The following is a 13,358-nucleotide window of genomic DNA, read 5'->3' as shown; positions in this document are numbered from 1 at the left end:
GTTTGTACGCTAATCTAAAAAATTAATAACGACATCATTAATGATTTTAGGCTGGTCGATTGTTAAAAAATGTCCAGCATCTTTTACTGTTTTGGTTTTACAATTGACCAGATATTTTTGTGCCCTTTCTAAACTTTCTTCCGAATTAATGACATCTTTATCTCCAATTAAAACCAAAACGGGATTTGTAATGGATTCTAATTCTTTTTGAGAAAAAGGCATCATTTTAAGCATGCTTGAATTCGATTTTGAATATTTATTGGCTAAATAAAACTGTCTTTTATAAATAACACTAATGTTTTCCGGATGTGTAGAAAAAGTCTTTAATGTTTTTCCGAATTTCTTTTCACTTGGAAAAAGTTTCAGCATTAAAGCCGAAGTCGTTTTTCCGACTTGATCAATAAATTTAAAAGTCTGCGCCGGACTTAATAAAACGATTTTATCAATAGAATTTGGTTTTTGAGTTGCTAATAATGTAGCAATCCAGCCGCCTCTTGAAGCACCAATAATATCAAATTTCTTTAATTTATAGTGATCAAAAACTTCATTGTAAAAAGCAAGAATATCTTTTGATGAAAGTGGTTTTGCTGTTAAATTGGATTTGTTGGGTTCCATTATAAAATCAATGGCATAAACTCGATGATTTTTGGTAAAAGCTTTAATATTTGGATACCACATCGTAGAGCTGGCGTCCATTCCGTGGAGTAAAACCAGATCTTTTCCATTTTTAGGGCCAGCAATAATAACATGTGCTGTTCCAAAAGTTGTCTTTACATCTTCTTCTGTATAAGGAATATTCCAAAGTTTTAGGGCTTTGTCGTAGGCAGTTTGGTATTTCTGTTCTTCGCTTTTGGTTTTAAAAACATAATCTTCAAATTTTACTTTTTTAGAAGCACAACTTGTGATTAAAAATAATACGATAATTAGTCTGGAACATTGTTTTAACATAGTGATAAAATTCTATTTTAAGCTTAAAGTTACGATTATCGTAAGCAGAAAACGTATCAGAATTTTATTTTAAAATATCATAATTTTAAGATTTATCCTTTTTGGAAGTCAGATAATAAATCTGTACAAAAGCTAAAATGGCATTTGGAATAATAACCGGCCAAAGCCATTGATTGAGATCTCGATAATCGTTTAGAAAGATGCCATAAATTACAAAGCAGATACAGCCAAACATATTAATAAATCGGATTGTTCTAAGGTTTTTCAATAAAAAACCGCCGACAATAAAAACAGATGCGAGATAACCAATGTATTCTGCCATAATATTGATTTTAAATAGTTTACAATAAATGTAGCAAAAGCTATTTATAAAATCAAGGTTTTGGTTTGGAAATCAGATCATTATGATGTTTTGGTAAATGATTACAGTTTTTTAGGATTACGACTTGTATGTCGAATTCTTAAAATATGAATTTCTTTTGAGGTTATCTTATAAGATATTCTATAGCTGTAAATTTCATACGCACGGTAATCTCCATTGTTTGAAATTTTCATTTCATCCAATTCATAAATTTCCCAGTTTGTTCTTAAGATTGTAACAGAGTTGTAAATTGTTTCTATTACCTTGTTAGAAATATTTTTGCTCTTCGATTCTTTAAATATATGAAAGTAGATTTTTTCAAGTTGATTTTGAGCTGTTTTAGACCAAATTATTTCTTTTTCCATTGCTCAATTTGATCCTTAATTTCATTATGAGAATAATAATTACCATTTTGAATATCTTCTTCGGCAACTTTTAAATCTTCATTATATCTTTCAGAATAATTGATAGGAGTTTTGCGACTATCTAAAATTGTTTTTAACGCTGATAAAAATTGATCATCATCAATTTTTTCAATTTCAGAAATTAAAATAGTTTTAAGTTCAAGAGTGTTCATGATTGCATAATTTAATCGAAGTTACAAAAGATAACCAATACTATTGGTTTTGAAAGTCTTAAAATTTCCAACAGCTTTGCTCAGAACTATTAAAAAAACTCCAAGCCACAATTCTGCTGTTTTTCTGTCCTTGCGACATTTCGATTGTTTTTACCGAAGCGGCGTTTACTTTTTTCAGGATTTTATAAATCGAAGCAAGGTTCTCTTTTTTAGAAACCAAAGTCGTAAACCATAAAACTTGCGATGGATATTTGGCGCTTTCGTAAATCATTTGGGTTACAAATCCGATTTCGCCACCATTGCACCATAATTCGGCATTTTGACCGCCAAAGTTTAAAACAGGATTGGTGTTTCTTTTTTCTTTCGGATTAAGATTAGAAACTTTTCGAGAAGTGCTTTTGTTCGCTTCTTCGGCTGAAGCATGAAAAGGCGGATTGCACATCGTGAAAGCAAAACGATCTTCGGGTGTGATAATATTTTTAAAAATAAATCTCGATTCTGTCTGCTGTTGTAAACTTATTGAATCTATGAGTTTTGGATTGGCTTCGATAATTTTACTGCAATTTTCAATCGCTTTTTGATCAATATCGGTTCCAACAAAACTCCAGTTGTAAATCGAATTCCCTAATATCGGATAGATTAAATTTGCACCTGTTCCGATGTCTAAACCTAAGACATGAGGCGTTTCAGGAATTTGATTGTTGTTGGTTTCTGCTAATAAATCGGCTATATAATGAATATAATCTGCTCGTCCAGGAATTGGCGGGCAAAGATAATTTTTAGGAATATCCCAGTTTTCAATTCCGTAATACGTTTGAAGTAAAGCTTTATTCAAAGTTTTTACGGCAAGCGGATTACTGAAATCAACCGTTTCAATTCCGTGTTTATTGACAGAAACAAAAGCTTTTAATGCAGGACAATTAGAAATAAGTAATTCAAAATCATAACGTGAACGATGAAAATTTCTTGGGTGTAAATTATCTTTTTGTGAATTGTTTTCTGCTTTCATTTCTATTGATTTCGGTGCAAAGATAGGTATTCCTTTTTTGAGAATTAAAAGAAAGATCCGTAGGAGCAATCAATTTTGTAGCAACGGATTTTAATCCGTTGAATTAGGATTGTAGATAGAAAAAAGTTCCTTAGGAACGGCTCATCTTATTGCGGAATATGTATCGAACCTACGGCTCTTTAATTCTGGTGGGCTGTTATTTAAACCAGATTGAAATCCGGCTCTACAAAATTGTTCGAGCCTAATGGCTCTTTTATGCTTTCAATCAAATTCCGTAGGAATGGCAAATATTGTAGCAATTGATTTTAATCCGTTGAAATAAATTGAAGATCTTCAAAAGAGTTCCGTAGGAACGGTTCATTTCTTTACAAATATATTTTAAACTTAGTGGCTCTTTAAGCATTCCTAATCAAAACACTCCATTAATAGTAAATCTCCATTTGTATGTGAAATAGTTACGATCCCATCTTTTTCGACAGAGTTGCTGCTTCCGGTTCTATAACCCATTGTAAGCGTGTCATTGTTTAATTCGTATTTTAAATTTGTAGAATAAATTCCGTTTACCACACCAATGGGAATTAATGAAATTGGAGTTTTGGCTGTGTACCATTTCTCAAATTTTGATGGTAACAGAAATATTTTTGAATGATCGTCAAGAATTACGATTTTCAATAAATTTCTGTAACGAACAATATTTGTTAGGTTTGTTATAGTATGATCAGCACGTTTTCCAGTTGCCCAAACTACGTTTACGGCGGGAATTTTTCTTTCAATTAAATAATCGAAAGCTTTTTCTAAATCGGTTTTGTCTTGATCTGGCGTATGAACAATCTCAATAGGATATTGAGAGGTTTTATAAGCTTCTGGATCGAAACCACGATCAAAATCTCCTAAGAGTACATCGACTTTAATGCCCAATTCAATTACTCTTTCAATGGCAGAATCTAACACAATAACAAGCGGAGACCATTCTAGCAATTGACCTAATAATTCGGGATCGCAGGCCGCTCCGTTGGCAATTATTAAGGCAGGTTCTTGATCATCGCGGACAATATGGTGTGAAGACATTTAGAGTTGATTTTAAATATGCCGTAAATGTACGAAAGTTATGGACTTTGACTGGAGATGCGTTTGTTTAATTAGCTTTAAAAGCAACAGCGTCAACTTCTATCTGCATTTTGTCAAGTGCTAATCTTGGAACTGGAATTAAAGTACTGGCAGGAAAAGGTTTCTTTTTCCATGTTTTACTAATTTCTTCTTCCCATATTTTTAGTTTTTCTGATGAATGATCTACAATTAGAACTGTAATTTTCATCACATTTTCTGGTTTTAGCTCATAACTGTTTAAAACCGTTGTCAGGTTTTTTAAAGCTGTCTGGACTTGTTCTCTAAAGTCTGAACTTAAGATATGTTCTTTACCCAAACCGCCGCTCTGACCCGAAATATAAATCAGTTCTCCGGGTGTTTTTACAGAGGAGGCGTGACTGAAACCATACGGACTAGGATCGAATAAAGAATCAGGATTTTTGAAAGTCTGTGCTTTGGTTTGAAATGCACAAAGGCATAATGCAAGTACAATTAAATGTTTCATGTTTTAAGAATTAAAATTAAGAGTACAAAGGTTTCGTAATTCTAATTCTTAAAACATTTACATATGTTGAGGTTTTATTGTTTTAACCGTTTTTTGGTTAATCGAGTAATCTTCTATGGTAATTAATTTGTCCTAAATGATACGCTAAATGGGTAGAAAGATGAACGAGAAAAAATCCAGTAGTCATTTCTTTTTCAAAAACAATCTGAGGATAAATTGATTCTAAATCAGCTTCTGTTAAAGTATCCAGGGCATTATTTACTACAATGATTGTGTCTTCGATTTTCTGGATTAATTCTGATCTTGGAATATCTTTTAAAGAAAATTCTAAAGGACGATTTCTAATATATCCTGTTTTTCCAATTTCTGCTCCAATATAAGTATTTAGGTTTCCCATTAAATGAAGACAGAGATTTCCTGCTGAATTGGATATGTTTTTATCGATAATCCAAATAGAGTTCTCATTTTCATAAGATTCAATTTCGAATTTTAGTTTATCCAAATCTCGATTGAAAAGTATTTTTAAGGTATGAATTAGCATATTTTTTTAGCTGTAAATTATGAAGAATATTTGGAGCAGAAAATCAATTTCTGTTTTTTATTGGAATCCATACTTCTTCTTCCGAATTAGGATCATCTTTTTTGTATTTTTCATCCATTACAGCAAAATGAGGTCTTTCATCTACCACATATTCTGAGTTTGGAAGCCATTCTGCAAAAATATGATGATACGTTTTATGAGCTTCTGTTGCAGGGCCTAAATGAAGAAAAACAGCGTATAAACCAGTTGGAATAATTAAAGTTTTCATTTCTTCTGGGATATTTTCAAAATCAGAAACCTCTACAGCGGCCCATTTTTCGAAACTTTCTTTAGGATCAAAATTGTCAAAATGATTTTCGTTATAAACTTCTAAAGAATATAAATTAGCATTTGCTGCATTTTTTATTTCTTTTCTTTTCGGCATAAAACCGCTCCATAATTGAAAAGTTTTATTTTCTATAAAAGACATTTCAATAGAGTGGCCGATAAGCTTTTTTTCGGTTAAGGTTTTGATAACTGGCTGCATCATTATTTTATAGTATATTTTTGTGAATCACTCTCGCTAAGGGAAAAATAACCCAAAGGATAATTATTTTTATCTGTTGCATTAATGATATTTCCCCTTACAGTTGCTGGAGGCGATTGAAATGGACCTCCAACATTGGTTCCGGCAATGCCAACCAGAATGTTCATGTAATTGTAATATTGTTTAGAAATTCCGTAATGTGTTACTTCAATCTCATTGCCGGCTTTTAAATCCTCGTCATCTGTAGTACTGAAAATCTCATTTCCTTGATAAAATTTATCCTCAGAGACATAGAAATTAGAAGTGACTTTATTTGGATAAACATACTTAAATAAATAATAATTTTCTTCGTCTCCTGGATCAGTAAAGTAAGTTCTTATTTCAATATCCTGTCCTGTAAAACCTCCATTGTTCTTTTGTTCTATTCTGGTAATTGGAGCAACGGATTTGAGGATTTCTGTCGCGGTATAAGTATTTCCTTGACTTACAACTGTAAGAGTATATTCTTCGTTAATTACAGGTTTGAAATCATTACAGACATAGCGACCAGATTTATTTAATTCGACAAAATTAAATTTTTGGTTTTTACTGTTTTTTACATAAACTACAGCTCCTGTAACAATGGGAATTTGATTGTCAAAATAACCTGTTGTGGTTGTTAATTTAATAACCTGCTGTCTTCCACTAGTACCTTTTTCCCAATTTATTACGGCTTCAACAACTAATTTTGGAGGAGCGGTATCTAAGTTAACATCCACAACATCTTCACAGCTTGCTAAGAAGAGAGAAGTAAAAAATGCTATTAAAAAAACTAACTTTTTCATACTTGTATTTTTAATTTCGGAATTGAATCTTTAAAATTTGAAATTATAACTTACCGCTGGAACAATTCCAAAAATAGACAATTGTACTGCTTCGTTGGCACCTGTGTCTACATTTTGTCTAAAGTTAATCGATGCCGCATTCATTCGGTTGTAAAGATTATAAATACTGAAAACCCATTCGCCTTTCCAATTTCGGTCTTTATTTTTTCTCGGAGTAAAAGTTGCAGAAACATCTAAATGATGATATGCAGGAAGTCTGTTTTCGTTTCGTAATCCATAACTTGGAACAGTAATTCCGAGATATTCATACTGTCCATTTGGATAGGATACAGGCTGTCCCGATTGTAAAGCAAAGTTAGCTCCAAAGGACCATTTTTCATTTAAGTTATAGACCGATGTAATCGCTAAATTATGCGTTTTATCATAAGCGGAAGCATACCATTTTCCATTGTTAATTCCTGTTTCTTCTGATGTTCTGCCGGGAGTCTGCTGTTCTGATTTTGATATGGTATAAGCGATCCAGCCATTAAATTTCCCTTTGTTTTTCTTGACCATGATTTCCAGACCATAAGATCTCATCTGCCCATTTAAAATAACCTGCTCAATTGCATTATTAGCAATTAAATCGGCTCCGTCAATGTAATCGAGTCTGTTTTGGATTTCTTTATAATAAGTTTCCACTTCTAGTGAATAATCACTGCTATAAATATTCCTAAAATAACCAAGTGCTACCTGATCAGCAAGTTGGGGCTTTATATATTGATCACTTGGCATCCAGACATCCAGCGGAGTAGGAGAAGAAGTATTTGAAATTAGTTGAAGATATTGTACCATTCTGTTATAACTTCCTTTGATGGCCTGATCATCATTTAACTGATACGAAATGGAAAAACGTGGTTCAAAATTATTATAACTTTTGATGGCTTTGTTTTTGCTGAAATATTTTGAAGAAACTGGAATTCCTTTTTCATAAATCTGCATATCTGTATTGAAAGTTACGGCCTGATTATTTTCGTAATAATTAATTGTCGAAGCTCCTAATCTATAAAAAAGGCTGTAGCGAAGTCCATAAGAAACATTGATTTTACGCGATATCTGACTTTCAGCATCTAAGTAAACAGAAGGTTCAAAAGCATATTTTTTATCTAATTGATCTGGATTGATTCCTGAATCTTCTCCTGTTGGTTTTATAGTACCGGGATTAAATTCGTAGTAAGTTCCGTTTACGCCATAACTTAATTTGAATTTATCAGACAGATAATGTTTTAAATCATATTTGATATTGTAGTTTTTAATGCCCGAATCCCAATTGAAACCAACAAAATCAAGATCTAAGCCGTAATAGTAATCACTGTAAATTAAAGACAAGTTGGCAAATAGTTTATCAGAATACAAATGATTCCATCTCAAATTTAGGATTGAATTTCCATAAGTATTGGTAAAACTTTTATTTAAACTAAAAACATCACGGCCAAAATAACCAGATAAGTATAAACTATTATTTTCATTAAGTTTATAACTCAATTTAGTGTTTAAATCATAAAAGTATGCTGAGTTGTCTTTGTCTTCCTCCGAAAATTTTAGAAATAAATGAGCGTAAGAAGCTCTTCCTGCTATTAAAAATGAACCTTTGTCTTTTATAATTGGACCTTCAGCAAGCAGACGACTGGAAATTAATCCGATACCACCATTCATATGAAACTCTTTACTGTTGCCGTCTTTTTGGTAAATATCCAAAACAGAAGAGGCTCTTCCGCCATATCGTGCTGGAATTCCGCCTTTATATAATTTTAAATCTTTGATAGCATCTGGGTTAAAAACGGAAAAGAATCCAAATACGTGAGATGAATTGAATATCGTAGCTTCATCTAAAAGTATCAGGTTCTGGTCTGCACCGCCTCCACGAACATTAAATCCAGAAGCCCCTTCGCCTGCATTAGTTACGCCAGGAAGCAATAAAATAGATTTAAGAACATCCACTTCGCCTAAAACAACCGGCATTTTTTTGATGGTCGAAATAGAAAGTTTATTAACGCTCATTTCGGGCGACTTGATATTTGTTTTTCCTTTATTATCAGTAATGACAACTTCTTGAAGCTCTTCGCCTGAGCTAATAGAAAAGTTGTTTTTAGTATTTTGATTTAAAATAATAGTCTTTTTAACGGTCTGATAGCCGACGTAGCTGATTTCAATTTCATATTCTCCTTTTGGTGCAGAAAGAGAATAAAAACCATATTCGTTTGTGGTAGTTCCTATTTTTAGGCTTGGAATGTAGAGGTTAACTCCAATTAGTGTTTCGTTATTTTTGCTGTCAATGATTGTACCGCTTAACGTGAATTTTTCCTGAGAGAAAGAACTGAAAACCGTTAAAATAAAAATGAAAAAGGTGCAGGTACTTTTAGTAATCATTGCATTGATTTTGATTTACATAGATAATCAATTCTCGCTAAATATTTTTTCGAAACTACTGTTAAACATAAGTTAAGATAAAAAAAGGACAACTTTTTGAGTTGTCCTTTTCGTGTTTATTCTAGAAATGCAATTGCGCGTCTGAATTATTTAATTTTTGCAACAATAGCGTTGAATGTTTCGCTAGGACGCATTGCTTTGCTTACTAATTCTGGAGTTGGCTGGTAATAACCGCCAATGTTTTGAGCTTTTCCTTGAGCACCAATTAATTCTGCATCGATTTTAGTTTCGTTAGCTTCAAATTCTGTAGCAATTGGAGTGAATATTGCTTTCAATTCAGCATCTTTAGTTTGAGCTGCTAAAGCTTGAGCCCAGTAGAATGCTAAATAGAAGTGAGATCCACGGTTGTCAATCTGTCCCACTTTACGAGCAGGAGATTTATCATTTGCTAAGAATTTATCATTAGCCTGATCTAAAGTTTCAGATAAAACAATCGCTTTTTCATTGTTTAAAGTTTGTCCTAAATGCTCTAAAGAAGCACCAAGAGCTAAAAACTCTCCTAATGAATCCCAACGTAAGTATCCTTCTTCTGTAAATTGCTCAACGTGTTTAGGAGCAGAACCTCCAGCACCAGTTTCAAACAATCCACCACCATTCATTAAAGGAACAATAGATAACATTTTTGCAGAAGTTCCTAATTCTAAGATTGGGAATAAATCTGTTAAGTAGTCACGTAAAACGTTCCCTGTTACAGAAATAGTATCTAAACCTTTGATGATTCTGTCTAAAGTAAATTCAGTAGCAGCAATAGGGTTTAAAATACGGATATCTAAGTTTGTAGTATCGTAATCTTTAAGGTATTTTTGAACTTTTACGATTAATTCTCTATCGTGTGCTCTGTTCTCGTCTAGCCAGAAAACAGCAGGAGTATCAGATAAACGAGCTCTGTTTACAGCCAATTTAACCCAGTCCTGAATAGGAGCGTCTTTTGCCTGACACATTCTGAAGATGTCATTTGCTTCAACGTTTTGCTCCATTAAAACATTTCCGTTTGCATCAACAACACGAACAACTCCGTCAGCTTTCATTTGGAATGTTTTATCGTGAGATCCGTATTCTTCTGCTTTTTGAGCCATTAATCCGACGTTAGGAACACTTCCCATTGTTTTTGGATCAAAAGCACCGTGTTTTTTACAGAAATCAATAGTTGCAGTATAGACACCAGCATAAGAACGATCTGGAATAACAGCAAATGTATCTTGTGCTTTTCCTTCTTTGTTCCACATTTGTCCAGAAGTACGAATCATTGCAGGCATAGAAGCATCAACAATTACGTCTGAAGGAACGTGTAAGTTTGTAATTCCTTTATCAGAATTAACCATTGCTAAAGCTGGTCCGTTAGCGATTGCTTGATCGATAGCCGCTTCAACTTCTGCTTGTTCAGGTCTTCCAGCAATTTTAGCATAGATATCACCTAAACCATTTCTTGTATCAACGTTTAATTCAGCAAATAAAGAAGCGTATTTTTTGAAAACATCAGCAAAATATACTTCAACGATAGCGCCAAAGATAATTGGATCAGAAACTTTCATCATAGTAGCTTTCAAGTGTACAGAAAGTAAAACTCCTGCAGCTTTAGCTTCAGCAATTACATCAGCAGCAAAAGCTTTCAATTTGCTTACGCTTAAAACAGAACTATCAATGATTTCTCCAGCTTTTAATGGAGTACTTGCTTTAAGAACAGTTGTAGAACCATCTTTAGCAACGAATTCGATTTTTACATCATTTGCTTCGTTTACAGTTAATGATTTTTCACTACCGTAAAAATCACCACCTGACATAGAAGCCACTTTAGTTTTTGAGTCAGCAGACCAAGCACCCATTGAGTGTGGATTTGCTTTTGCAAAGTTTTTAACTGCTCTTGGAGCTCTACGGTCAGAGTTTCCTTCACGTAAAACTGGGTTTACAGCAGAACCTAATACTTTTGCATATTTAGCTTTAATTTCCTTTTCAGCATCGTTTTGAGGATCTTCTGGGAAATTTGGTACATTGTATCCGTGCGATTGTAATTCAGCAATAGCCGCTTTTAATTGCGGTACAGATGCTGAAATGTTTGGTAATTTAATAATGTTCGCTTCTGGCTGAGTTGCTAATTGGCCAAGTTCTGCCAATGCATCTCCAGTTTTTTGAGCATCAGTCAAAGATTCTGGGAAATTTGATAGAATTCTTCCTGCCAGCGAAATATCTCTGGTTTCGATTTCAATTCCAGCTGTAGCTGTAAATGCTTGAACAATTGGTAACAAAGAGTAGGTTGCCAATAAAGGCGCCTCATCAGTTAAGGTGTAAAAAATTTTTGATTTTGTCATTTTCTTTTTTTTTTTATAATCGTATCGTCAGGAGTTAACGATGGCAAAGATATATTCGGCTCAAAATGAGCGGAGCAAATATAATAAAATCACAACGAAATCGGTTGAGTTTTCGCGAGAAAAGGCGAAATTAACAGATTGTTATTTCATACTCGATATATTGCTAAATCGATGATTTTGGTATTAAAAAATTACGGTTTTGATATTGGTTAAAAATAAGGCATAAAAAAAACTCGTTTCGAATGAACTGAAACGAGTTTTTTATAACATTTTGATAAATGATTATCTTCTTTTATCTTTAATCTTAGCTTTTTTACCAGTAAGTTGTCTGAAGTAGAAAATTCTAGCTCTACGTACAGCACCTTTCTTGTTTACTTCGATTTTTTGTAAAGCTGGTAAGTTTACTGGGAAGATACGCTCAACACCAACAGATCCAGACATTTTACGGATAGTAAAAGTTTCTGTAACACCAGAACCTCTTCTTTGAATTACAACTCCTTTGAAAAACTGAGTTCTAGTTTTTTCACCCTCTTTAATTTCGTAGAAAACAGTGATTGTGTCTCCAGCTCCAAATTCAGGGAAATCTTTTTTAGCAACGAATTCGTCTTGAACGAATTTTAATAAATCTGCCATGATAATTTAAATTATGGTTTTTATATTAGATCAACATTCACGGATCTCGCCAGAGGTTGGTCAAATTCGGGTGCAAATGTAGATAAAAAAAATTAAATTCCAATAAAATTAAATTCAAATTTTAATTTTTTAAAATGCTGATAAAATGGGAGTTAGTTTAGTCTTTAGTCTTCAGTCCCAGTCTCAGTTTTCAGTTTCAGTCATAGTCTGCAAACTGATAACTGAGACTAAATACTTTATTAATGACCTTCCAGTAAATCTGGTCGTCTATTTTTAGTATGTTCAAATGCCATATCTTCGCGCCATTTGTCAATTTTTGCAGCATGTCCACTGGTTAAAACTTCTGGAACTTTCCAACCTTTATAATCTGCAGGTCTAGTATAGATAGGCCCTGATAATAAATTATCTTGAAAACTATCTGTCAAAGCTGAAGTTTCATCACTTAAAACTCCAGGAATTAATCGGATTAAAGCATCTGATAATACGATCGCTCCCAATTCTCCGCCAGACAAAACATAATCACCAATCGAAATTTCTTTCGTAATAAAATGATCTCTAACTCTTTGGTCAACACCTTTATAGTGTCCGCATAAAATAATAATGTTCTGATACATCGACATTTTATTGGCCATTTTCTGATTAAGAGTTTCGCCATCAGGTGACATGTAAATAACTTCGTCGTATTCTCGCTGACTTTTTAAATGTGTAATGCAATCATCTATGGGCTGAATTGTCATGACCATTCCAGCTCCACCTCCAAAAGGATAATCATCAACGCTTTTTTGACGATTAGTGCTATAGTCACGAAGGTTGTGAAAATGAACTTCAACCAAGCCTTTATCAATGGCACGTTTCATAATCGAAGCTTCAAATGGGCTTCTTAGTAATTCAGGTAAAAGAGTAATAATGTCAATTCGCATTTTCGATTCAATAGTTTTCTTGTCAGCAAAGATACAAAGTTAATTTTTGCTAATTTTTAAAGATTTACAAGTTGCTTTTTGTCAGTATGTTATAAGATTTTACATTAATCAATGCATTTCGTCGTGTAAATCGAGCACTTTATCGAATTTAATGTTATAATAAAGTTTAAGCATGTTTATTTGATAAAATAGTGTTAAATTTATAAGAATTTACTACTAAAACTAAAAACTACCAGATTTACTTATGAAAAAAACTTTACTATTACTTATCATTGCGGTTTTACAGATTTCCTGCTCCAATACTAATAAAACCAATGAGAAATGGCTTGGAGAAACCAAGCAGAAATTAATGAAGAGTTGGGGGCCTCCTGTAAGAATACTTCATGATGATCAGGAGAATGAAATACTTCTTTATGCAGATCAGGTTTTTACAAAAGACCATAATGATGATTCAGGAATTGCAGGCCCATCTTATTGGAAATATAATTATATGTATGTCAACAAAGAAGGAAAAATTTATTTATGGCATAATGAAAAACAAAAATTTCCTCCGCAGTCAGTAGACTCAAAAAATTTAGCAGGCGTGAATTCTAAGACGAACAGATAAAATCATTTTATTTTTCGTTTCAGATTTACATTAACAAATAAATAGT

The 13,358-nt window shown here is 33.0% G+C and carries 15 protein-coding genes; 1 reads left to right on the top strand and 14 read right to left on the bottom strand.

Features of this window, described 5'->3' with window-relative positions; translation table 11 throughout:
* Positions 1-9: 9 nt before the first annotated feature.
* The 14 genes from GSY47_RS14510 to trmD form a co-directional block, all read right to left on the bottom strand.
* Entirely contained in the window at positions 10-948 is a 939-nt protein-coding gene (locus GSY47_RS14510) for an alpha/beta fold hydrolase (protein ID WP_179006883.1), read from the bottom strand.
* 85 nt (positions 949-1,033) lie between these two features.
* Complete coding sequence (locus tag GSY47_RS14505) at positions 1,034-1,270, bottom strand: uroporphyrinogen decarboxylase (RefSeq protein WP_179006885.1); 237 nt, start codon at positions 1,268-1,270, stop codon at positions 1,034-1,036.
* A gap of 101 nt (positions 1,271-1,371) precedes the next feature.
* Positions 1,372-1,674 (bottom strand): type II toxin-antitoxin system RelE/ParE family toxin, encoded by a 303-nt coding sequence (locus GSY47_RS14500; protein ID WP_179006887.1) that lies wholly within the window; start codon positions 1,672-1,674, stop codon positions 1,372-1,374.
* The gene (locus tag GSY47_RS14495; RefSeq protein ID WP_066032455.1) at positions 1,659-1,886 is read right to left on the bottom strand and encodes a hypothetical protein; all 228 of its coding nucleotides are present in this window, start codon (positions 1,884-1,886) and stop codon (positions 1,659-1,661) included. The genes GSY47_RS14500 and GSY47_RS14495 overlap by 16 nt, the downstream gene beginning before the upstream one ends.
* A 58-nt stretch (positions 1,887-1,944) precedes the next feature.
* Positions 1,945-2,895: a 23S rRNA (adenine(1618)-N(6))-methyltransferase RlmF gene (gene rlmF, locus GSY47_RS14490; RefSeq protein WP_179006889.1), complete on the bottom strand. Its 951-nt coding sequence runs from the start codon at positions 2,893-2,895 to the stop codon at positions 1,945-1,947.
* 405 nt (positions 2,896-3,300) lie between these two features.
* Entirely contained in the window at positions 3,301-3,963 is a 663-nt protein-coding gene (locus GSY47_RS14485; protein WP_179006891.1) for a thiamine diphosphokinase, read from the bottom strand.
* Positions 3,964-4,030: 67 nt separating this feature from the next.
* Positions 4,031-4,486 (bottom strand): RidA family protein, encoded by a 456-nt coding sequence (locus GSY47_RS14480; RefSeq protein WP_179006893.1) that lies wholly within the window; start codon positions 4,484-4,486, stop codon positions 4,031-4,033.
* A gap of 97 nt (positions 4,487-4,583) precedes the next feature.
* Positions 4,584-5,027 carry a DinB family protein gene (locus GSY47_RS14475; protein WP_179006895.1) on the bottom strand — a complete coding sequence of 148 codons (444 nt, stop codon included), beginning with the start codon at positions 5,025-5,027 and terminating at the stop codon, positions 4,584-4,586.
* 43 nt (positions 5,028-5,070) lie between these two features.
* Entirely contained in the window at positions 5,071-5,553 is a 483-nt protein-coding gene (locus tag GSY47_RS14470; protein ID WP_179007719.1) for a GyrI-like domain-containing protein, read from the bottom strand.
* Positions 5,554-5,555: 2 nt separating this feature from the next.
* Complete coding sequence (locus GSY47_RS14465) at positions 5,556-6,377, bottom strand: DUF4249 domain-containing protein (RefSeq protein WP_179006897.1); 822 nt, start codon at positions 6,375-6,377, stop codon at positions 5,556-5,558.
* Between the two features lie 30 nt (positions 6,378-6,407).
* Positions 6,408-8,786, bottom strand: a complete 2,379-nt coding sequence (locus GSY47_RS14460) for a TonB-dependent receptor (RefSeq protein ID WP_179006899.1) — start codon at positions 8,784-8,786, stop codon at positions 6,408-6,410.
* 146 nt (positions 8,787-8,932) lie between these two features.
* A complete protein-coding gene (locus GSY47_RS14455) occupies positions 8,933-11,152 on the bottom strand; it encodes an NADP-dependent isocitrate dehydrogenase (protein WP_179006901.1) in 2,220 nt (739 codons plus the stop codon).
* A 282-nt stretch (positions 11,153-11,434) separates the two neighbouring features.
* A complete protein-coding gene (gene rplS / locus GSY47_RS14450) occupies positions 11,435-11,785 on the bottom strand; it encodes a 50S ribosomal protein L19 (RefSeq protein ID WP_179006903.1) in 351 nt (116 codons plus the stop codon).
* A gap of 239 nt (positions 11,786-12,024) precedes the next feature.
* A complete protein-coding gene (gene trmD, locus GSY47_RS14445) occupies positions 12,025-12,705 on the bottom strand; it encodes a tRNA (guanosine(37)-N1)-methyltransferase TrmD (protein WP_179006905.1) in 681 nt (226 codons plus the stop codon).
* Between the two features lie 244 nt (positions 12,706-12,949).
* Between trmD and GSY47_RS14440 the strand changes: the two genes are divergently transcribed.
* The gene (locus GSY47_RS14440) at positions 12,950-13,312 is read left to right on the top strand and encodes a hypothetical protein (protein WP_179006908.1); all 363 of its coding nucleotides are present in this window, start codon (positions 12,950-12,952) and stop codon (positions 13,310-13,312) included.
* Positions 13,313-13,358: the final 46 nt, after the last annotated feature.

The sequence above is a fragment of the Flavobacterium quisquiliarum genome, assembly GCF_019308285.1.
Lineage (GTDB): Bacteria > Bacteroidota > Bacteroidia > Flavobacteriales > Flavobacteriaceae > Flavobacterium > Flavobacterium quisquiliarum.
The sequence above is the reverse complement of the archived record's forward strand: the minus strand, read 5'-3'. Positions and strand labels throughout refer to the sequence as shown.

Bases quoted from the DNA above. Each gene is read 5' to 3' on its own strand.
- rlmF (WP_179006889.1), bottom strand. From the start codon at position 2,895: ATGAAAGCAGAAAACAATTCACAAAAAGATAATTTACACCCAAGAAAT.
- GSY47_RS14465 (WP_179006897.1), bottom strand. From the start codon at position 6,377: ATGAAAAAGTTAGTTTTTTTAATAGCATTTTTTACTTCTCTCTTCTTA.
- GSY47_RS14500 (WP_179006887.1), bottom strand. From the start codon at position 1,674: ATGGAAAAAGAAATAATTTGGTCTAAAACAGCTCAAAATCAACTTGAA.
- GSY47_RS14440 (WP_179006908.1), top strand. From the start codon at position 12,950: ATGAAAAAAACTTTACTATTACTTATCATTGCGGTTTTACAGATTTCC.
- GSY47_RS14470 (WP_179007719.1), bottom strand. From the start codon at position 5,553: ATGCAGCCAGTTATCAAAACCTTAACCGAAAAAAAGCTTATCGGCCAC.
- GSY47_RS14510 (WP_179006883.1), bottom strand. From the start codon at position 948: ATGTTAAAACAATGTTCCAGACTAATTATCGTATTATTTTTAATCACA.
- GSY47_RS14455 (WP_179006901.1), bottom strand. From the start codon at position 11,152: ATGACAAAATCAAAAATTTTTTACACCTTAACTGATGAGGCGCCTTTA.
- GSY47_RS14480 (WP_179006893.1), bottom strand. From the start codon at position 4,486: ATGAAACATTTAATTGTACTTGCATTATGCCTTTGTGCATTTCAAACC.
- GSY47_RS14495 (WP_066032455.1), bottom strand. From the start codon at position 1,886: ATGAACACTCTTGAACTTAAAACTATTTTAATTTCTGAAATTGAAAAA.
- GSY47_RS14460 (WP_179006899.1), bottom strand. From the start codon at position 8,786: ATGATTACTAAAAGTACCTGCACCTTTTTCATTTTTATTTTAACGGTT.
- rplS (WP_179006903.1), bottom strand. From the start codon at position 11,785: ATGGCAGATTTATTAAAATTCGTTCAAGACGAATTCGTTGCTAAAAAA.
- GSY47_RS14485 (WP_179006891.1), bottom strand. From the start codon at position 3,963: ATGTCTTCACACCATATTGTCCGCGATGATCAAGAACCTGCCTTAATA.
- trmD (WP_179006905.1), bottom strand. From the start codon at position 12,705: ATGCGAATTGACATTATTACTCTTTTACCTGAATTACTAAGAAGCCCA.
- GSY47_RS14475 (WP_179006895.1), bottom strand. From the start codon at position 5,027: ATGCTAATTCATACCTTAAAAATACTTTTCAATCGAGATTTGGATAAA.
- GSY47_RS14505 (WP_179006885.1), bottom strand. From the start codon at position 1,270: ATGGCAGAATACATTGGTTATCTCGCATCTGTTTTTATTGTCGGCGGT.